This is a genomic window from Niallia circulans, from assembly GCF_003726095.1.
GTDB lineage: Bacteria > Bacillota > Bacilli > Bacillales > Cytobacillaceae > Niallia > Niallia circulans_A.
This window is the reverse complement of sequence record NZ_CP026031.1, coordinates 1,237,750-1,259,116: the sequence shown is the minus strand read 5'-3', so window position 1 is coordinate 1,259,116 and position 21,367 is coordinate 1,237,750. Positions and strand designations below refer to the sequence as shown.

Annotated in this window: 20 protein-coding genes; 6 read left to right on the top strand and 14 right to left on the bottom strand. The window is 34.1% G+C overall.

Annotated features, from left to right (window positions below; translation table 11 throughout):
* Positions 1-51 precede the first annotated feature (51 nt).
* Positions 52-780, top strand: a complete 729-nt coding sequence (locus C2I06_RS05925; RefSeq protein ID WP_123257670.1) for a ZIP family metal transporter — start codon at positions 52-54, stop codon at positions 778-780.
* Between the two features lie 57 nt (positions 781-837).
* Here the strand turns inward: C2I06_RS05925 and C2I06_RS05920 are convergent, their stop codons facing one another.
* Complete coding sequence (locus C2I06_RS05920; protein ID WP_095321507.1) at positions 838-1,665, bottom strand: formate/nitrite transporter family protein; 828 nt, start codon at positions 1,663-1,665, stop codon at positions 838-840.
* 164 nt (positions 1,666-1,829) lie between these two features.
* Complete coding sequence (locus C2I06_RS25760; protein ID WP_268874828.1) at positions 1,830-1,964, bottom strand: hypothetical protein; 135 nt, start codon at positions 1,962-1,964, stop codon at positions 1,830-1,832.
* 434 nt (positions 1,965-2,398) lie between these two features.
* On the opposite strand from C2I06_RS25760, the gene C2I06_RS05915 reads away from it, so the two are divergent.
* Complete coding sequence (locus C2I06_RS05915; RefSeq protein WP_123257669.1) at positions 2,399-4,018, top strand: ABC-F family ATP-binding cassette domain-containing protein; 1,620 nt, start codon at positions 2,399-2,401, stop codon at positions 4,016-4,018.
* Positions 4,019-4,260: 242 nt separating this feature from the next.
* Here the strand turns inward: C2I06_RS05915 and C2I06_RS05910 are convergent, their stop codons facing one another.
* Both C2I06_RS05910 and C2I06_RS05905 read right to left on the bottom strand, forming a co-directional pair.
* The gene (locus C2I06_RS05910) at positions 4,261-5,412 is read right to left on the bottom strand and encodes a D-alanyl-D-alanine carboxypeptidase family protein (protein WP_095328754.1); all 1,152 of its coding nucleotides are present in this window, start codon (positions 5,410-5,412) and stop codon (positions 4,261-4,263) included.
* A 157-nt stretch (positions 5,413-5,569) separates the two neighbouring features.
* Positions 5,570-6,523, bottom strand: coding sequence for a lysylphosphatidylglycerol synthase domain-containing protein (locus C2I06_RS05905; RefSeq protein ID WP_123257668.1), 954 nt, complete (start codon positions 6,521-6,523; stop codon positions 5,570-5,572).
* A gap of 476 nt (positions 6,524-6,999) precedes the next feature.
* On the opposite strand from C2I06_RS05905, the gene pflB reads away from it, so the two are divergent.
* Together pflB and pflA are read left to right on the top strand one after the other, a co-directional pair.
* A complete protein-coding gene (gene pflB, locus C2I06_RS05900) occupies positions 7,000-9,243 on the top strand; it encodes a formate C-acetyltransferase (RefSeq protein ID WP_095328752.1) in 2,244 nt (747 codons plus the stop codon).
* A 104-nt stretch (positions 9,244-9,347) separates the two neighbouring features.
* Complete coding sequence (gene pflA, locus C2I06_RS05895; RefSeq protein WP_095328751.1) at positions 9,348-10,079, top strand: pyruvate formate-lyase-activating protein; 732 nt, start codon at positions 9,348-9,350, stop codon at positions 10,077-10,079.
* 430 nt (positions 10,080-10,509) lie between these two features.
* Here the strand turns inward: pflA and nadE are convergent, their stop codons facing one another.
* The 3 genes from nadE to C2I06_RS05880 are packed head-to-tail and all read right to left on the bottom strand — an operon-like array spanning position 10,510 to position 13,374.
* Positions 10,510-11,334 carry an ammonia-dependent NAD(+) synthetase gene (nadE, locus tag C2I06_RS05890; protein WP_095328750.1) on the bottom strand — a complete coding sequence of 275 codons (825 nt, stop codon included), beginning with the start codon at positions 11,332-11,334 and terminating at the stop codon, positions 10,510-10,512.
* Positions 11,335-11,346: 12 nt separating this feature from the next.
* The gene (locus C2I06_RS05885) at positions 11,347-12,807 is read right to left on the bottom strand and encodes a nicotinate phosphoribosyltransferase (protein WP_123257667.1); all 1,461 of its coding nucleotides are present in this window, start codon (positions 12,805-12,807) and stop codon (positions 11,347-11,349) included.
* A 27-nt stretch (positions 12,808-12,834) separates the two neighbouring features.
* Positions 12,835-13,374: a cysteine hydrolase family protein gene (locus C2I06_RS05880; RefSeq protein WP_123257666.1), complete on the bottom strand. Its 540-nt coding sequence runs from the start codon at positions 13,372-13,374 to the stop codon at positions 12,835-12,837.
* A 304-nt stretch (positions 13,375-13,678) separates the two neighbouring features.
* Between C2I06_RS05880 and C2I06_RS05875 the strand changes: the two genes are divergently transcribed.
* The gene (locus C2I06_RS05875) at positions 13,679-13,975 is read left to right on the top strand and encodes a hypothetical protein (RefSeq protein ID WP_095328747.1); all 297 of its coding nucleotides are present in this window, start codon (positions 13,679-13,681) and stop codon (positions 13,973-13,975) included.
* Between the two features lie 29 nt (positions 13,976-14,004).
* Entirely contained in the window at positions 14,005-14,793 is a 789-nt protein-coding gene (gene yidC, locus C2I06_RS05870) for a membrane protein insertase YidC (protein ID WP_095328746.1), read from the top strand.
* Between the two features lie 81 nt (positions 14,794-14,874).
* On the opposite strand, the gene C2I06_RS05865 is transcribed toward yidC, so the two are convergent.
* The 7 genes from C2I06_RS05865 to C2I06_RS05840 all read right to left on the bottom strand — a co-directional run bounded on the left by C2I06_RS05865 (position 14,875) and on the right by C2I06_RS05840 (position 20,947).
* Positions 14,875-15,237, bottom strand: a complete 363-nt coding sequence (locus C2I06_RS05865; protein ID WP_095328745.1) for a fluoride efflux transporter FluC — start codon at positions 15,235-15,237, stop codon at positions 14,875-14,877.
* Positions 15,230-15,610, bottom strand: coding sequence for a fluoride efflux transporter FluC (locus C2I06_RS05860; RefSeq protein WP_123257665.1), 381 nt, complete (start codon positions 15,608-15,610; stop codon positions 15,230-15,232). Before C2I06_RS05860 ends, C2I06_RS05865 begins: the two co-directional genes overlap by 8 nt.
* Positions 15,611-15,776: 166 nt before the next feature.
* Positions 15,777-15,980: a DUF6501 family protein gene (locus tag C2I06_RS05855; protein ID WP_095328743.1), complete on the bottom strand. Its 204-nt coding sequence runs from the start codon at positions 15,978-15,980 to the stop codon at positions 15,777-15,779.
* A gap of 71 nt (positions 15,981-16,051) precedes the next feature.
* Entirely contained in the window at positions 16,052-16,252 is a 201-nt protein-coding gene (locus tag C2I06_RS05850) for a hypothetical protein (protein ID WP_095328742.1), read from the bottom strand.
* Positions 16,253-16,372: 120 nt separating this feature from the next.
* A complete protein-coding gene (locus tag C2I06_RS24910; RefSeq protein ID WP_164463632.1) occupies positions 16,373-16,573 on the bottom strand; it encodes a gamma-glutamylcyclotransferase in 201 nt (66 codons plus the stop codon).
* Positions 16,574-16,854: 281 nt separating this feature from the next.
* Positions 16,855-18,105 carry a 2-oxoglutarate dehydrogenase complex dihydrolipoyllysine-residue succinyltransferase gene (gene odhB / locus C2I06_RS05845; RefSeq protein WP_095328741.1) on the bottom strand — a complete coding sequence of 417 codons (1,251 nt, stop codon included), beginning with the start codon at positions 18,103-18,105 and terminating at the stop codon, positions 16,855-16,857.
* Between the two features lie 19 nt (positions 18,106-18,124).
* A complete protein-coding gene (locus tag C2I06_RS05840) occupies positions 18,125-20,947 on the bottom strand; it encodes a 2-oxoglutarate dehydrogenase E1 component (RefSeq protein ID WP_123257664.1) in 2,823 nt (940 codons plus the stop codon).
* Positions 20,948-21,367: the final 420 nt, after the last annotated feature.

Here is a 21,367-nt window from a genome sequence, read left to right as displayed (position 1 = left end):
TGTGTAAATTTCAAAATAGTTGGGTAGGAATAAGAAAAAAGGAGATTTCATATGTTAGTTGCAGCAATGTGGGGGGCAATAGCAAGCCTTTCCTTACTCGTGGGATCTATCGCTGGTTTGTTTTTAATGATACCCAAAAGGATTATTGCTTATTTTATGGCTTTGGGTACTGGTATTTTAATAGGGGCCTCTTCTTTTGAGCTTTTAATTAAATCTGTACATAAAAGTGGAATCATTACAACAGCTATTACTTTTTTAACTGGTGCAGGTTTATTTACTTTAATTGAAATATTTCTCTATAAAAAGGGCGGATCCAATCGGAAACGATCACATAAAAATCCAGAAGGTCATTCCGGACTAGCTATTTATATTGGCACTCTGATGGACGCGATACCAGAATCAATGATTATAGGATTAAGTCTATTAATAACACAGAAGGTGGACATGCTCTTTTTGATCGCCATTTTCATCAGTAATTTTCCTGAATCCCTTTCTTCAACGGTGGGTCTAAAAAAAGACAACTATTCAAACAAGAAAATTTTATTTTTATGGAGCAGTGTCATCCTTATTTCCGCGATAAGCAGCTCAGTGGGATATTTATTTTTAGAGAACGCATCAGCAGTAATGCTTTCTGGAATTCAGTCATTTGGTGCCGGTGGATTAATTGCAATGGTTTGCTCCACTATGCTTCCCGAAGCTTTTGAGCAAGGAGGACCAACAGTTGGATTTGTTGCATGTATGGGATTAATCTTCTCTCTAAGCATGAGTCATCTAGGATAGAAACTGAAACTGTCGAAATAAGATTTCGACAGTTTTCTGGTCAATAAAAAATGGCTGTTACTTTGCTAATGATTTAGGTGTAGTAACACGTAAAGAGGATTCATTCGTTTTTCTTTTTTTCTTAGGAAAAATATAGAGGTTTAATGCGCCAACAAAGAATGCTCCGCCAACGATATTACCGATTGTAACAGGTATTAAGTTATGTAAAGCATTTGCCAATGTAATTGTCTCTGGATGTGGTACGATGAGGGCAATAGAGAAAAGCGCCATATTAGCGACACTATGCTCATAACCAGAAATCATAAAGGCAAAGACAATTAATAATGTGGCAATTATTTTTCCGACATCCCCCTTCACATTCATCGGTATCCAAATAGCCAAACAAACCAACCAGTTACAAAGGATGCCTCGAACAAATAATTCAACTGTTGTAGCACTCATTTTAGAATTAGCAACATCCATAAGCCAAGTTGTTTTAGGAACTAAGCTAAATAAGCCTGAGTAATAGATTAGTAAAGCAAAAAATAACGCTCCAACCAAGTTGCCAAAATATGTACTAACCCAATTATAAATAGTATCTTTCCAACTAGTTGCTCCTGACAAAGTACTCATAGCAAATGCCATTGTGTTTCCTGTAAATAACTCCCCACCACCATACGAAATAAGGACTAGCGCCAACCCGAAAAATAAACTAGTCATCATATAGGTGGCAGGCGAATGAATATCGAAAAATGGTTGTGCTAAACGATAACACAGCATTAAAGCAAAACCAATGTAGATTCCTGCTAAAATGGCTTTTACAAAATAACGAAAGAAAGAATCGTCGATTGTTTCTTTCTTTTTCAATGCATAATTAATAGCCTTATCAACTGGATGAATTTCCATTGCAATACCTTCCTTTCTGTATAACATTATTATACAAAAGGAAAAGCGAATTACCTTGTGAAAAAATGAACAATTTTTAACAATTTGGTTTATAGAAAAAAACATCTCATTTACAAAAACAAATATATATTATGTACTATTCAAATAGAAATAAGCTTATAAACTCACTGTGTCGTAGTCGATAATTTACTATTCTGTTGAATTGCTACCGAAAACTGCGATCTTGGCTTTGTAAAGCTAATTTTTATACCAGATTTTTTCATTTTATTAACTAAATCAACTAGCTGTTTTTTAGCCATCATATACGACTCCTTTTTTCTTAATAGTTTTAGTGTACTAGAAATTTATGAAAAAATTATGAACAAATCATAAATAATTTTAGACAATCGTTTATTAGTTTAGAGACATATTAAAACACTATCATCTCTTCTTAATAAATTCTCTTTATTAGAAGAAAACCCTTTATTTTATGATATTTTTTTACCCTTTGGTTCTATTATCGTAAACATTTTTTCATTTTTCTATCGGGCATTTTTCATATTTTTGGTTTTTTAAGCATAAATGAATCCATAAATACTAGATTCTTATCTTGCTAAAGCAAATTATTTATTTTGGAATGCGGATAACTTTCATCTGAAAAATTCATCTAAAGAAAGATTTATTTAAAATAATTCGCGCTCTGATAGGAAAAATGATATAATTTTAAGGATATTGGAGTTTGGAGGATTTTTAAATGATAACAGTTACGAATGTAGGTCTTCGATACGGCGATCGCAAATTATTTGAAGATGTTAATATTAAATTTACACCAGGTAATTGCTACGGTTTAATCGGAGCAAACGGTGCAGGAAAATCTACTTTCCTAAAAATACTATCTGGTGAAATAGAAGCTCAATCAGGGAATGTTTCTTTAGGACCTGGAGAAAGACTTGCTGTTTTAAAGCAGAATCACTTTGAATATGAAGAACATGAAGTATTAAAAGTGGTAATAATGGGGCATGCAAGATTATATGAAGTAATGCAAGAGAAAGATGCGATTTACATGAAAGAAAATTTCACAGATGAAGATGGCATGAAAGCCGCAGAGCTTGAAGGAGAATTCGCCGAATTAAACGGATGGGAAGCAGAATCTGAAGCTGCGATTCTTTTAAAAGGATTAGGCATTGGTGAGGAGCTTCATTATAAGACAATGGCGGAATTAAACGGTTCCGATAAAGTGAAAGTGTTATTAGCGCAAGCACTTTTCGGTGAACCTGATGTTCTTTTACTAGATGAGCCTACTAACCATTTGGATATTAATGCAATTAAGTGGTTAGAGGAATTTTTAATTAACTTTGACAATACTGTAATTGTTGTGTCCCATGACAGACATTTCTTAAACAAGGTTTGTACACATATTGCAGACTTAGACTATAGTAGAATCCAAATTTATGTGGGTAACTATGATTTTTGGTATGAATCAAGTCAATTAGCTTCTAGAATGGCAAACGATGCAAACAAAAAGAAAGAAGAAAAAATTAAAGAACTTCAAAACTTTATTGCTCGATTTAGTGCAAATGCTTCTAAGTCGAAACAGGCTACTTCTCGAAAAAAATTACTTGATAAAATTTCGTTAGATGACATTAAACCTTCATCACGAAAATATCCATATGTTGCATTTACTCCTGAGCGTGAAATTGGTAATGACTTATTAAGAGTTGAAAACCTAACAAAAATCATTGACGGGGTTAAAGTTCTTGATAATGTAAGCTTTATTATGAATAAAGATGATAAGATTGCCCTAGTTGGTCCAAATGAAATTGCTAAGACTACTCTATTCCGTATTTTAGCGGGCGAAATGGAGCCAGATAGTGGCACTTATAAATGGGGAGTTACTACTTCTCAAAGTTATTTTCCAGCTGAAAACTCGGAGTATTTTAATAACGATGACGAAACTCTAGTAGACTGGCTTCGCCAATATTCTCCCAATGATCAAACAGAAAGCTTTTTAAGAGGATTTTTAGGCCGCATGTTATTTTCTGGAGAAGAAGTATTGAAAAAACCTAGCGTTTTATCAGGTGGAGAAAAAGTTCGTTGTATGTTATCTAAAATGATGCTGAGTGGCGCAAATGTTCTACTTCTAGATGAACCTACTAACCATTTAGATTTAGAATCCATCACAGCTTTAAATAATGGATTAATCAACTTTAAAGGTTCATTAATTTTCACTTCTCATGACCATCAGTTTGTATCAACAATTGCAAATCGCATTCTTGAGATTACCCCACAAGGACTTGTTGATAAGCAAATGAATTACGATGAATATTTAGAAGATGAAGCATTACAAAAAAATATTGCAAATATGTATAAATAAAAAAACTGGGATTCCCCGTTTTTCAGACTGTCGACAAACTCCTAATTCAGTAATTAGGAGTTTGTCTTAGTTTATTAAATATACATTTTTTAAATAAGAGTTGATTTCCGTTGCAGGGGTTCGCTTTCCGTGGGGCTCGCGCTGAGCCGCTTCGACCTAAAGGTCTACAGGATCTCAGACTGTCTTCGCAGATCCCAGCGGAGTCTCACCCCTTCCACTAAAAACCGGGATTCCCCGTTTTTTTAACGTTTAATTGCCTTTTTTCTTATCACATAGATGAAATAAATGGCGAACGGAATAAGGAAAACTATTCCTGGAAACGAAGATTTCTTCTCGTCTCTTCCTGCTTCATCCGAAATATTCTTTTTAAACGTTTCCTCTGCTGGCTCAGCATTTGCTAATTGTACCGATTGAATAATATCATCGTTCTCATTTTTAATCATTAAAACACCGGAAGAGCTAACCTCTTCTTTTCCTTTTGTGCGTGGAACCGTTATGTTAACTTCATCTGAAGTTTCATAAGTTGTCCCCTTAGCAAAAAATGATTTTCCTCCTGGAACTAATTTATGCATATATTGACTAAAGCCATAATCCATTAGTTCTTCCGTATCATTATATACATCCTGCTTATATGTCCCTTTTAAAATAATAGCAATCAAACTTAGCTCCCCATTCTCAGCGGTAGTAGCCAAAGTCTGTTTTGATTCGTCTACAAAACCAGTTTTCCCGCCAGTCACTTTGTCGTATGGGCGACTACCGTTTACCATTTGATGATGGCTTACTAATGTAGTATCCCAAGACAGACCATCCCACTTTAATTCATCTGTGCCGAATATTTCTCTAAATGTTTCATTTTTCATGGCGTACTGGGTGATTAATGCTAAATCGTTTGCAGTTGTGTAATGATCTTTATCAAATAAACCATTTGGATTTTTGAAATGCGTGGAATGAACATTGACTTTTTCCTTTAAGTACTTGTTAATATTTGTCTCAAAATTACTAATAGAACCATCTAGGTATTCAGCAATAGCTATCGCTGCATCATTACCAGAGTTAATTAGCATTCCATCAAGTAAATGTCTCAGTGTTACTTGCTCGCCTTTCTCTAAATAAACTCTTGTCCCTTCCGCTGAATACGCGTTCTCACTTACTGTAACAATATCATCTAATTTTCCATGCTCAATCGCATAAATGGCAGTCGCTATTTTTGTTAAACTTGCCGGATACATTTTTTTATACCCATTCTTTTCATATAATACCGCTCCAGTATCACTATCTAATAAGAAAGCTGCCTCACTTATTAGTTCAGGTTCCTTATTATCTTTAGCATTACTTATAGCAGGAAAGCAAAATAATAATAATACGAAACAAAATACAATGGTCGTTTCCTTCATTTTCCCCCACCTATTATTTTCTATGTTTTAAATACCATGACTATTGTACCAAATAATTGAGAATAATAAAGGTCAATCGGGATTTTGTCACAAAAATGAAACGCTTCTGTATTTTTTTATCATTATTCAAGTATACTTTTATTGCTAAACATATAGATTATTCACTTGAAAAAGCCTTTAAATAGGCTGCCGCATTTTTCTTAATGTTTTTTCCAATTTCTATTATAAATAAAAAAGCTGCCAATAAAAATGGTAGAAGATAATATCCAATCCGATATAAAAATAGGACTATCAACATTTGTTCTGATTCAATCCCTAAAGATTCAATCCCCCATAAAAATACTAATTCAAAAGAACCCATCCCACCAGGTATCATACTGATTATTCCAGTACAAGCAGCAACTAAGAAAAGCAAGAAAAAATCCCCAATAGAAACTGGCAATACTATTATTCTAGCGATAGAATATAAATATGCAAATAAAAATATCCATTCCAACAGAGAAACAATTATCAAACCAACTATCTGATTTTGGTCAAAGACAAAGTTATGCTGCTTGGCTTTCTGATAACTTACGAGGAGCACTGGAAATATTAATCCTACTATAATAATGGCTGCAAATATCCAAAAATGATCTTCCATTAAATTCAGTCTTCTACTATAAAGAATAGCAATCCAAGACAATAAGCTAATACCAGATAAATAAAATATCGTTACTACCGCAATCCCTTTAAATAGTTTTTTTCGGTCTTTTTCATATCTTTTATAAAAGAAATTTCGTAAGGCAATACCAATTAAACCACCAAAACCAATTAAATTTGAAAAAGAATTACTAATAAATGAATATTTACCTACTTCTACAATTGGAACACGCTTCTTTAAATGCCTTACAAGAAAAAAATCATAAAAAAACATGGGAAGAGTCGCCATGAATCCGCCTATTGCAATGTAAAACAAACTATGAAATGGGATAGTCTGTAAATATTCATATAATTGGTTTATATCCGCTGATACAATCATGTTTTTAATTTCTCTTAAAACGATGATAAATATAACAATCGGCAGTAGTATCTTCGCTATATTAATCAAGATTTCTTTTTTTCTGATTGACATATTTACACCTCATACATTTCGCTTATGTTAATTCTAGTATTAGAGACCTAAAATTAATCTTACCTTATATATGGAAGAAAAGAAACGGAACTTTTTTCAAAAATTTTTATGTAAATAGCTTTATTACTTTCCAATAGTATGGACAAAATGAATAGCAATATTCTATTACAAGGAAAACATCTCCACTTCCTTTCTCTTTCCTCCACGATGAATACTTACCCTATTGTATAACAGAATAGAGAAAAAATCATAAATTTATATAACAGATATAAAAGATATTTTCCAACCTTCTTCTTTTACCCTTTTAAAACCACCTCTATAAACCCTTGGTATTATTAGAGTTCACATATACGACACAGAAAATTCGCAAGATGTACACAATTATTGTGATTGTTCTCACATATTATCTGTTATAGTTAAAACAGAAAGAAAAAAGCTTTCTGTTATATATTTTATTAAATCATGAGGTGATTATAATGGAAAAAGTTGAAACAACTAATTATTGGGAAGGCTTTAAAAATGGATCTTGGCAGAAAGAAGTAAATGTTCGTGATTTCATCCTGAAAAACTTTAAACCATATTATGGAGATTCTGCTTTCTTATCAGGTCCTACATTAGAAACTACACAATTATGGGAACAAGTAATGGAATTAAGTAAACTAGAAAGAGAACGAGGCGGTGTTTATGATTTAGATACTGATATCGTATCAACCATTACCTCTCACGGCCCTGGCTATTTAGATAAAACAAAAGAAAAAATCGTCGGTGTACAAACAGATGAACCTTTCAAACGCTCTTTCCAACCTAACGGCGGTATTAGAATGGCTGTTCAAGCTTGTGAATCATACGGCTATAAAGCGGATGAAGAATTAGTGAAATTCTTTACTGAACATCGTAAAACCCATAACGCAGGAGTTTTTGATGCTTATACAGATGAAATGAGATTAGCTAGAAAAGCTGCAATCATTACAGGTCTTCCTGATGCATATGGTCGTGGAAGAATTATTGGTGACTATCGTCGCGTTGCACTTTATGGTGTCGATTTCTTAATTAATGAAAAACAAAAAGACAAAAAAGCAACAAGTTCTGTTATGACAGAAGAAACAATCCGATTAAGAGAAGAACTTTCTGAACAAATTCGTGCTCTACATGAATTAAAAGAATTAGGTGCAAGCTATGGCTTTGATTTATCACGACCAGCAGCAAATGCCCAAGAAGCATTCCAATGGGTTTATCTTGCCTACCTTGCAGCAATAAAAGAACAAAACGGTGCTGCAATGAGCTTAGGGCGTGTATCTACCTTCTTAGATATTTATGTAGAAAGAGACTTAGAAAATGGCACATTAACAGAAAAAGAAGTACAAGAAATAGTGGATCACTTTATTATGAAGTTACGCCTGGTAAAATTTGCTCGTACACCTGACTATAATGAATTATTCAGCGGCGACCCTACTTGGGTAACCGAATCAATTGGCGGTATGGCTAATGACGGTAGACCTTTAGTAACAAAGAACTCTTTCCGTTTCCTTCATACTTTAGATAACTTAGGACCTGCACCGGAGCCAAACTTAACTGTTCTATGGTCTACACAGTTACCAGACAACTTTAAAAAATTCTGTGCGCAAATGTCGATTCAAACAAGTGCAATCCAATATGAAAATGATGATATTATGAAACCTCAATGGGGCGATGATTACGGAATCGCATGTTGTGTATCAGCAATGGAAATTGGTAAACAAATGCAGTTCTTTGGAGCTCGTGCCAACCTTGCTAAATGTTTATTATATGCAATTAATGGTGGTAAAGATGAGAAATTAAAAATCCAGGTTGGACCTAAATTTGAACCAATCACTTCTGAATACCTAGACTATAAAGAGGTTACCGAAAAATTTGATAATATGATGGAATGGTTAGCTGGCCTCTATATCAACACATTAAATGTTATCCATTATATGCATGACAAATACAGCTATGAAAGAATTGAAATGGCTCTTCATGACACAGAGATTCTTCGGACAATGGCTACAGGTATTGCAGGATTAAGCGTAGTTACAGACTCATTAAGTGCCATAAAACATGGAAAAGTTAAAGTTATTAGAGACGAAAACGGTCTTGCTGTAGATTTCGAAATGGAAGGAGATTTCCCTAAATACGGTAACAACGATGATGCAGTGGATAGTATTGCAGTTGAGATAGTTGAAAGCTTTATGAAAAAACTACGTAAACATCAAACATATCGCAATTCTATGCATACTATGTCTATCTTAACCATCACTTCTAACGTTGTATATGGTAAGAAAACAGGTAATACTCCAGACGGCCGTCGTGCAGGGGAACCTTTTGCTCCAGGAGCTAACCCTATGCATGGCCGTGATACAAAAGGAACTTTAGCATCTCTATCTTCTGTTGCTAAGTTACCTTACGATTATTCATTAGATGGTATTTCGAATACCTTCTCCATTGTGCCAAAAGCTTTAGGTAAAGAAGAAGATATTCGTGCAAATAACTTAGTATCAATTTTAGATGGCTATGCAACAAAAGCTGGGCACCACTTAAATGTTAACGTATTTAATAGAGAAACATTATTAGATGCTATGGAACATCCAGAATTATACCCGCAATTAACTATTCGTGTATCTGGATATGCAGTTAACTTTATCAAATTAACTCGTGAGCAACAACAAGACGTTATTAGTCGTACTTTCCATGAATCCATGTAATTCTTAAAGACTGGGCTGAGGGATTTTCTTATTCCCTCTCCCCCTCTTCTTACAGTGCTACTACTATACTGGATTGCGGGTTTATTATAAGGAGGAAAATAATCATGAACGGCAATATACATTCAATAGAAACATTTGGAACAGTAGATGGCCCAGGCATTCGCTATGTAGTGTTTACCCAAGGCTGCTTACTTCGCTGCCAATTTTGTCATAATGCAGACACTTGGGAAATTGGTACAGGAAAGCAAATGTCTGTTATGGACATTATCAATGATTTAAAAACATACCTTCCTTTTATCGAACCATCTGGTGGTGGTATTACTGTAAGTGGCGGGGAACCTTTATTACAAATACCATTTTTAATAGAATTATTTAAAGAGTGTAAAAAACTTGGTATTCATACAACGATTGACTCTTCTGGTGGTTGTTACTCAAAAGCCCCTTCTTTCCAAGCACAATTAGATGAATTAATGCAATATACTGATTTAGTCTTGCTTGATTTAAAACATATCGACCGTAAAAAACATATTAAATTAACTGGTATGGGAAATGATCATATTTTAGATTTTGCAACCTATTTATCAAATAAGAAAATCCCTATTTGGGTAAGACATGTTTTAGTACCTACAATTAATGATACAGAAGAAGATTTAACGAGACTAAGTGATTTCATTGCAAAACTTGAAAATGTAGAAAAAATTGATATACTCCCCTATCATAAGTTAGGTGTATATAAATGGGAGACGCTCGGATTAGAATATCCTTTAAAAGACATCGAACCACCTACACAAGAATCAGTTGATTTTGCGACTGCTATTTTAAATAGAATGATGTAAAGATTTAAAAACATAGATAAGAGGCATTAATTCACAATGTGATATCAATGCCTCTTACTAGCTATTCTCCTATTTAAGCATCACGATTAGCGTATGGGGGGTATGGCGGATATGGCGGTTTTGGTGGTTTTGGTGGTTTGTGTGGACAACATGACTTCTTCTTGCAGCCTACAGATAATTCAGATTCAAAGGATATAGGGATATTTAAGAGTGTAACTTCTACGTCTAAACCTAGAATTTTAATCATTTATTTCCCTCCTATAATTTTTTTCGTACAAAATATTGTTAAACAACATTTACATATTTTGTACTTACATTATAGAGTATGTTAATTATTGGTACATGTTTGTGCTGTGTCATTAATTTAAGAGAGAAAATTGCCAAGAAAAAGAGACCGACAATTAATTTATCGGTCTCTTTTTCTTTTCTACTATTCTTTCCACCATTCATCAAACATTGATGCAGGTACTTGTCTCTTATGCTCTGTCAATAAGTACCGAGCTTCAATCTTCTCTGCCACATCTTGTGTAACTTCTTTTCCTTCTAAATAATCATCTAATTGGTCATAAGTAATACCAAGTTCGGTTTCATCTGCTTGCCCTGGTTTATTATCTAATAAATCGGCAGTTGGCACTTTCAAATAAAGAGCCTCTTCTGCATTCAACTCTTTTAATAATTGTTTTCCTTGTCTTTTTGATAATCCTGTTAATGGTAGAACATCCGCACCGCCATCTCCATACTTTGTAAAGAATCCTGTAACAGCTTCGGCAGCATGATCAGTACCTATCACTAGTAAATTTTCTTGTCCGCCAATTGCATATTGTGCAATCATTCGCATTCTAGCTTTTACATTTCCCTTATGATAATCAGCTAATGGCGTGTCACTCATGTCATCATAAACAGTTTTCACGTCGTCAACAGGATTTTTAATATTAAATACATATTCCTTATCCGCTTTTATAAATTCCAATGCACGTTTTGCATCTACTTCATCTGCTTGAACTCCATATGGCAATCTTACAGCTACAAAAGTTGCATTATAGCCTTCTGCACGTAATTCTTCTACTGCTAATTGTGCCAGTCTTCCTGCTAAAGATGAATCTTGGCCACCACTAATTCCCAAAACAAATCCTTTTGCTTTCGCTTTTTTAGCGTAATCCTTTAAAAATTGAACTCTTTTTTCAATTTCTTGTTTTGGATTAATTTCAGGTTGTACATTTAAATCCTTCATAATTCTTTCTTGTAAATCTCGCATGCTATTTCCTCCTCATTTGCGATTTTGAATAGATACTTTGACCTTTTCTATATGACTCATTTTATTTTCCCAGCATAATGGGCTTAAATCTACAGGATATTCCTCAGGATTTAAGGAACGCTTATATTCATCCCAAAGTATTTCTAAGCTTTGCTCTGAGTACTTTTGAATGCTCATGATATCAGGGGTTGCATATATTAACTTACCATCCTTAAAAATATCTTGATGGATATCTACTGCAGTAAAATTAGTCACAAATTTGCTTATATACGTATGGGTTGGATGAAACATCTTTAAGCGTTCTTCGTTTTCAGGATGTTCGGATTCTAAACAAATATAATCCCCTTCTGATTTACCATTTATATCATTTATAATTCGATATACCCTTTTTAACCCAGGTGTAGTCACTTTTTCTGGATTCCCGCTAATTTTAATCGTATCTTGCATGTTGCCTTCTTCATCTTCAATAGATACAAGCTTATATACGCCCCCAAGTGCTGGCTGATCATATGCTGTAATTAATTTGGTTCCTATTCCCCAAATATCTATTTTTGCCCCTTGTGCTTTTAAGTTAATTATCGTGTATTCATCTAGATCATTACTTGCAACTATTTTTGTATCATAGAAACCTGCTTCATCTAGCATTTTTCTTGCTTCTTTTGATAAATAAGCTAAATCACCGCTATCCAAGCGAATCCCTCGAAAGTTTATGCTATCGCCTAATTCCTTTGCAACACGAATAGCATTAGGGACGCCTGATCGCAAAGTATCATATGTGTCTACCAAAAAAACGCACTCCTTATGTCTTCGCGCATATTTATGAAAAGCTATATACTCATCATGATAGGCTTGAATCATAGAATGAGCATGCGTTCCAGAAATCGGAATACCGAATAATTTACCCGCTCTGACATTTGAGGTGGAATTAAAACCACCGATAAAAGCAGCTCTTGTTCCCCATAGTGCTGCATCTAGTTCATGTGCACGTCTACTTCCAAACTCCATTACGATTCCATCACCAATAACATTTTTAATTCTGGAAGCTTTCGTTGCAATTAATGTTTGGTAATTCACAATGTTTAAGATGGCCGTTTCGACAATTTGTGCTTGCGCAAGTGGTGCTTCAATTCTCATTAATGGTTCATTTGCGAAAACCACTTCTCCTTCTGCTGCTGACCGTAGACTTCCAGTAAAATGCAGATCTTTCAAATAAGCTAGGAAGTCTTCTTTAAAGCCTTCTTGTCTTAAATACTCAATATCCCCTTCAGAAAATTGCAGATTCTCTAGATATTGAATCACTCGCTCTAAACCAGCGAAAACAGCATAGCCATTATTAAAAGGTAATTTTCTAAAATACACTTCAAAAACAGCATTCTTTTCAGCAATGCCATCCTCCCAGTAAGTTTCAGCCATATTAATTTGATATAAGTCCGTATGTAACATTAAACTGTCATCTTTAAAATTAAAACTCATTATAGTCCTCCTGCAACCCCTAAACGACTAAAGGATAGTAGCCCCTAGTACATTTTTAAAATGTTCCAATGCCCATTGATGGCCAATTTCATTAAATGAAGCAACGGCATTTTCATATATATGAATATTATAACCAAGATTATAAGCATCTACAGCAGTATGTAGCACACATATATCTGTACAAACGCCAACTAGATAAATATCTTTGATGGATCTCTCTTGCAATTTTATATGTAAATCGGTGCCTGCAAAAGCACTGTATCTAGTTTTATCCATCCAATACACATTGGTTAAATCTTTGTGATCTTCATAAGTCTTTTGAAGTGTTCCATATAAATCTCTTCCTCTTGATTCAGCAATATTATGAGGTGGAAATAGCCTTGATTCTGGATGATATGGATCATTTAATGTATGCAAATCAATTGCAAATACAGTTAAATCATCATTATCGATAAAATTCTTCGTAATTTTTACTATTTCATTCTCAATTGCAATGCCTGGTTCACCACATGGTAGATTGCCTTCTACGAAGTCAAAAGTGTAATCAATATTAATTAGAGCTTTCATTAAATCCCCCCTTAATTTTTACAGAACTTATTAAAAACATCCTATAAGAAAACACCTTGATTATATTAAAACTATCATTTATTATACCATTCATTTTATTTTTTCCTATTGTAAATACTTAATTATTCCTGATTTTATGCAAATAGTACCTCTTGAAGGGTAATATCTTTTATCATTCAGCATTAAAAAATGTCATAAAATATACTTAATATTTGTAATCTTGACCTTTATCTCTAGTTGTTAATTGCTTTTCAGCCCTAGTTTCGATATAATTTTATTTGTTCACTAATAATGAGGTGTATAAATGATTGATTTATTATTAGACTTAACGTTTTTTCCTAGTTATCAAACGGTTTACTATACATTTTTAGTAGGTCTAGTACTGAAATATTTATGGGATTGGAACATTAAGACAACGGTTCAGCAAGAATTCTTTGCAACAGATCAAAGGTTGTCATTAGATGTTTCCATTACAACGATAAATATGAATGTTCAAAAATATAATACTCCTATTTTGCACTGGATTGTTAAAAATATCCGTAAAAGAATAGAGAGTTCACATGATGATCCAGAGAAACCAATTACCTCCTTTGTTAGCTAGTATTTAATTAACAATTTGGAGGAATTACAATGAAAAAATTATCAAAAAATACATTACTAATCATGCTATTAGGTTTATCAACTATTCTACTGAGTGCTTGTTCCTCATCAGCAAGTGGAAATAATGATGGGTTTTTCCATAAAATATTTGTTGAACCATTCACGGCAATTATTCACGGAACAGCAGATGTATTTGCTGGAAGCTACGGCCTTGCGATTATTCTGATCACTTTAGTAATTCGACTTGTCTTAATGCCTTTAATGCTGAAGCAATATAAAAAACAACAATTAATGAAATCAAAAATGGATACAATTAAACCTGAAATGGAAGCAATTCAGAAAAAGATTAAGGCCACTAAAGATCAAAAAGAACAGCAAAAACTGCAAATGGAAATGATGGATCTTTACAAAAAAAATAATATTAACCCACTTAATATTGGATGTTTACCAATGCTGATTCAAATGCCGATTTTAATGGGATTCTATTATGCAATACGTGGTTCTCAAGAAATAGCTAGCCACTCCTTTTTATGGTTTAATTTAGGACAGTCAGATTTAATTCTAACCGCGTTAGCAGGTATTGTTTATTATTTACAATTTAGAGTATCGCAAAGTACCATGACACAAGAACAACAAAAGCAAATGAGTAAAATAGGATTGATTTCTCCTATTATGATTGTAATAGTGTCTTTAAATGCTCCAGCAGCTCTACCACTATATTGGACAGTCGGTGGAACTTTCCTTATCTTCCAGTCTTTAATCGGAAGAAAACTATATCCACCTCAACCTAGTAATACAAAGGTAGCTACAGACAAATAAGTAATAAAGGACAAATTTTACGTGATAAAGCATTAAGCCACGCGTGAAATTTGTCCTTTTTTTAGATAATAAATGTTTCTTTTATAAATGGAGACCAACGTTCCACCCTGCAAAACAGAATAAAATTCCCCCTAAGAATGTCCCTAATATATATATATATAACCCCATTCTTCTCTTTTCTCGATATAATGTTACTGCCTCAACAGCAAAAGTAGAGAAGGTTGTAAATGCTCCTAAAAAGCCAATTGCTAAAATAAAATAAACACTGGCGGTCACATCCATTCCAACGATTAATCCAAGTAGAAACGACCCGCCTATATTGACAATCATAGTCGGGATTGGGATAGAAGCTTCCATTATTTTTTTTAGTTCATTTATAAAAAAGTAACGAGAAATAGCGCCAATAAAACCGCCAACTCCAATCAATAAAAGATTACTAACCATTTGATTTGCTCCACTTTCTTTCTCCAATTTTCATTCCTACATACGCAAAGCTAATTCCGAAAACAGCACTACCAACAACGTAACAAATAGCGAGCAGATCACTACCATCAATTAACAAATGGACTGTATCCATACTGAAAGTTGATAAGGTAGTAAAAGAACCAATCATGCCTGTTCCAATGGCTGCGGCATACTCTGATTTTAGCTTTTGTCTTTTTATAATGGCACTTGTAAACCATCCTAGCATAAAGGAACCAGCAATATTTATTCCCAATGTTTGCAAGGGAAAATCATAGACAAAAGGAATTTGTCCTACAATATACCGCAAAATGCTCCCAATCACACCGCCAATCCCAACAAATATATAGTTCATTATTATTCATTCCCTTAACAATTCAATAATATCAAATCAGAATTATAATTATAATAAAAAAAGATGTCTAATGAAAAGAATCGTTATGATCATCAAAGGATTTCTATTAATCCATTCATCCACTAAAGATCCATAACTTTTCTATCATAAAAGACATCTTATATTCTTATATTGTTTGAAAATAGTCTTTGTAAAAACCGCCAATTTTACCAGAGTTATCTACAACAAAGTAAAATTCCTCTGTCTCGTTCTTTACTTCATACTCTTTCCCTACTGTTAACACTCTATTAACAATGTATTTGTTTGCATCGGTATGTATACATTTTACTTTTTTAACAGATGGTTTCTTTTCCCAGTTTTCATGTATCATTTTATTGCTCCTTTCATTCTAGTACTATCCTAGTATAAAGGGAAACCGATACATAGTGCAATAGATTCTCATTATGAAACTAAATTCTGTAGTTCCTTTTCCATCCACATTATCTTATTTCTTTCAAATGTAAACCATTTTCCTGTATCTACTTGTAAAAAAGTCATGTAGCATTTGCCATTAATCCAATCCAAGCGTTTGAAATCCAATGCATAATACGATGTATGATTATATTTGATGACATAAAAGTTTTTATGTTCTTGAATATACATTTTATGACCTTCTTTCTAAGATGTAGTTACTATTCTATACCACAGCTAAACTGTCCCTTAAACCCCAAAAAATATTATATTAGTGTAACATTATATTTAATTTTTGTTTCGATATGCTCTTCATCTGCCTCCTGTAATTTCCTTTTTGAGCATTTCTGGTTTATTGCAAACATAAGTAAATACCTCCCCAGTAATTTCTTTTTGATGAACAGTAACGATCTTTCGAACATATAAATTATCAATGCCGTTTTGGTAATGGTCAGCAAATCCATCTAAAATCAACAAATCCGCAAATGGTACAGCATATAGTTCTCCATACACTTTTTATGATCAGCTAATATTAAAAATGGATAATCAATGTTTCCATCGTATAATTTTCCATGTACCAAGCTTCTTCTGTCAGACACGGGAAATTTTCTACCATATAATGATTTATTTCTTCTTTTAGCAAAGCCTCCTAGACATGTTTCTCATCCAGAAAACTCCTTAGCTATTGGTTCGAATCAACACTTTTTGTGCGATTTCAAATACTATTCTATTATAAAAAGATACAGGGAGTTTCCGGTAGTAGAAACTCCCTGTATCTATATTTAGCAAAGTAATTAAGCTTCAAACAATAGGGACTCAGGATCTTCTAGTAGATCTTTTATTCTTGCTAGGAATGTAACTGCTTCTTTCCCATCAATGATACGGTGATCATAAGAAAGAGCCAAATACATCATTGGTCGATTTTCCATTTTCTCTGCATCGATCGCTACAGGTCGCAGCTGGATTTTATGCATTCCAAGTATACCGACCTGCGGTCCATTAAGAATTGGAGTAGATAACAAGGAGCCAAAAACACCGCCGTTTGTAATAGTAAATGTCCCACCCTGTAAATCGCTTAAAGATAGTTTGTTACTTCTTGCTTTACTTGCAAAGTCTAATATTTCACTTTCTATTTCAGCGAAGTTTTTACGGTCAGCATCTCTTAAGACTGGTACCACAAGCCCTTCATCTGTTGATACAGCAATACCAATATCATAATATTTTTTTAAGACAATTTGGTCACCTTGGATTTCAGCATTTAATAATGGTGCTTTCTTTAGAGCTGCTACGACAGCTTTTGTAAAGAAAGACATAAAGCCCAGCTTCACATCATTCTCTTTTTGAAATGCATCTTTTCTACGATTTCTTAATGCCATAATATTAGTCATATCAACTTCATTAAAAGTAGTTAGCATTGCCGTATTTTGTTTAACCTCTAATAATCGATTAGCGATCGTTTGTCTTCTTCTTGTCATTCTCACTCTTTCCACTCGATTATCTGATTCTACAGCAGGTGCTTCCTTTTCCACTTTCGGCGTTTGGGCTGACTGTGGTGAAACTGATGAAGCCGCCTTTTGATCATGTGCTGCAACATCTTGGGCTCTTACTCTTCCTAATGGATCATTCGTTTGGACTGCTGTTAAATCGATTCCTCGCTCTCTTGCCAGCTTGCGAGCAGCAGGTGAAGCAATTGGATGTTGTTTATTAACTAGTTCTTCTTTTTGTTCTTTTGGCTCTTCTGCACTTGGAGTTTCTGGTTCAACCTTTTCAACTTTTTTTTCTTCTGCTGTCTGTGGTTCTTCAGCAGCTCCTTCTGCATTTACTATCGCAATTGTTTCACCAACTTGAACAGTATCTCCTTCATTTGCTTTTAATTCTTGAATGATTCCACTTTCTTCTGATATAATTTCCACATTTACTTTATCTGTTTCCAATTCAACAATATAGTCGCCCTTTTCCACATATTCCCCTGTTTTCTTTAACCATTGCGCTACAGTTCCTTCGGTGATTGATTCAGCTAATTCTGGTACCTTAATCTCTGCCATTTTAATTTTCCCCCTCAATTCATTCCATAGTCAATGCTTCATTTATGATTCTTGCTTGATCTTTACGATGAACAATTGGATCCCCTTCAGCAGGACTAGATCTTCTTCTTCTACCAACATATTGTAAGGAAATAGAATTGGAAATTAGCTTTCTAATTCTTGGTTCCATAAAGCTCCATGCTCCCATATTCTTTGGTTCTTCTTGCACCCATACTACCTCTTTTAAATTTGGATAGCGTTGAATAATTTCTGTTAGCCTCTCTTCTGGGAAAGGATAAATTTCTTCAACTCTTGCAAGATGGATTGCTTCTCCATTTTCAAGCTTTTTGTGTGCTTGATATAAGTCAATCGAAATTTTACCTGTAGATAGAACTATGCGTGTAACAACATTGTCATTTTCACCAGTATTATCTACTTCCAAAACAGAATGAAAAGCACCTTCACTGAATTCTAATCCATTAGAAGCAACATCAGCATTACGCAGTAAGCTTTTTGGTGTCATAATAACTAAAGGTCGTACTTCTTCTTTGTTTAAAATTGCTGCCTGTCTTCTTAAAATATGAAAGTACTGAGCAGATGATGATAAGTTTGCAACAGTCCAGTTATTTTCAGCTGCTAAAATTAAGAATCGCTCCAATCTTGCACTTGAATGCTCTGGTCCCTGTCCTTCATAACCATGTGGCAAAAGCATAACTAAACCAGATTTTTGTCCCCATTTCGCTCTGCCAGCTGCAATAAATTGGTCAAACATTACTTGTGCTGCATTAGCAAAATCACCAAATTGCGCTTCCCATAACACAAGTGTTTCGGGAGCATGAACATTGTAACCGTACTCAAATCCTAATACAGAACCTTCAGACAACGGACTGTTATGAACAGCAAATGATGCTTTCGCTTTAGATAAGGTATGTAAAGGTGAATACTGGTTGCCAGTTACATAGTCATGTAAAATAATATTACGATGAGCAAACGTACCACGTTCCGAATCCTGCCCAGAAAGTCGGATTGGTGTTCCGTCTTCTAAAATCGTTGCAAAAGCCAATGTTTCCGCTAAAGACCAATCGATTTTACCTTCCCCTTCCAATGCAGCATTTCTCCGCTTTAAAACTTTTCCTAATTTATCAAAAACTTGAAATTGAGATGGATAGGAAAGCAACTCATTATTTATATGTTTTAATTGATCAATCGGAACAGCCGTATTAACATTCGGCAATTGTCGCTCCACAGAATTAGGCGGATTAGTAATAACCGGATCTTCATTTTTCTTCGGTACTCTATCATGTGCTTCTTTAAGTTTTCTTGTAACTTCTTCTTTCAAAGCTTGGATTTCTTCTTCTTTTATCACATCCTCCGCAACTAGCTTTTCCCCGTACAGCTTAGTAATGGTTGGATGTTCGTGAATTAACTTGTACATTAATGGATTTGTCGTCATTGGTTCATCCATTTCATTATGACCATATCTTCTATAGCCAATTAAATCGATTAAAAAGTCCTTCTTAAACTTCTCTCTGTATTCGATAGCTAGTTTTGCAGCTTTTATACATGCTTCTGGATCATCTGCATTAACATGGATTATTGGAATCTCAAATCCTTTTGCAAGATCACTAGCATATCTAGTAGATCTCGAATCACTAGATTCTGTTGTAAATCCAATTGTATTGTTAGCAATAATATGGATCGTTCCACCTGTTCGATAACCCTTTAATCCTGTTAAATTTAAAGTCTCCGAAACAATTCCTTGCCCAGGAAAAGCAGCATCTCCGTGGATTAGAATAGCTAGTGATTTAGTAGAATCTTCCTCTGGAAACCCAGGTTTTGTTCTGTCATCCTGTGACGCTCTAGTAAATCCTTCTACTACTGCACCTACAAACTCAAGATGACTTGGATTATTTGCAAGAGTCAGCCGAACATTTGAAACATTATTTGATTTAATTTGTCGATCTAAGCCTAAATGGTATTTTACATCCCCAGTCCAGCCAAAGCTAATACCTATGGACCCTTCAGATGGTACCAACTGTTTATTAGGAGCATGCTGAAATTCTGCAAATATCATTTCATAAGGCTTTTCTAATACATGTGCTAACACATTTAATCGCCCTCTATGCGCCATTCCTATATTAATATTTTGAGCACCATTTACTACTGATTCAGATATAATCTTATCTATCATCGGGACCATTGTATCAAGACCTTCAATCGAAAATCTCTTTTGACCGACATATGTTCTATGTAAAAAACTTTCAAATTCTTCTACTTCTATTACCCTTTTTAGAAGCTTTCTTTTTAACTCTCTATGACATGCTGGTTTTAAGCTCCCTGATTCTACTTTAGACTGCAGCCAGTTTTTTTCTTTAATATCATTAACATGATAGTATTCAAATGCAATGGTCTTTGTATAAATTTCTTTTAAATATTGAACCGCTTCATAGCCATTTGATATATGGTTAGGAGCATCTGGACAAATTAAACGGGCTGGAATCTTTTCTAAATCTTCTTTCGTTAAATCAAAACGAGCTAAATCAAATAACTCATACTCTCTCTTATGATCCTTTAATGGATAAATATCAGCCGCCAAATGTCCATAGGCTCTTATCTTATTCACTAATGTTACTGCTGCAATAATTTTTTCAACTTGAACTTCGGATTGTAGAGATAAATGATTCGTGTTAGTTTTCTCTTGATTATCAATCGGGGGTCCCCATTGATCAAAATGCCTTTTCATTTCTTCATCAACTGAATTTGGATCTTGAACGTATTTCTCATAAAGCTCCATTACAAGCCCTAAATTCGGCCCATAAAATCTTGGTTGGTATGAGACTGTACCATCAGATGGCTTCTCCATGAAAATTTCCCTCCACCACTTTAATTATCATTTTTATCTTCCCTTTGTTATTGCGCTTTACACCTTGTAGTGAAAAAACTTTTTTAAAACGTTTACATTTCTATTCTATCATGGTTTAATTACAGCTTCAAAAGTTTTACACATTTTTATGGTAAAAAAATTAAAAATATTTTTTATCGGCCTTATCTTCAGAAAAAAAACAATCTTACTAGTAATCTTATGCAGCATAAAATTTTACATGACAAAGGAAAAGAATGTGAAATATAATTAACTTGGATAAAAAAGCCAGACAAACATTGTTTCATCTGTTTGTCTGGCTTAGTTAGTTGCTCTTAATATGAATACTTCAAAAGAAATTGCAGGCGCTTCGCTCAGGCTATATTCGGCGCCCTGCTCATCTTCCCCCTTTTTCTTTAGTAG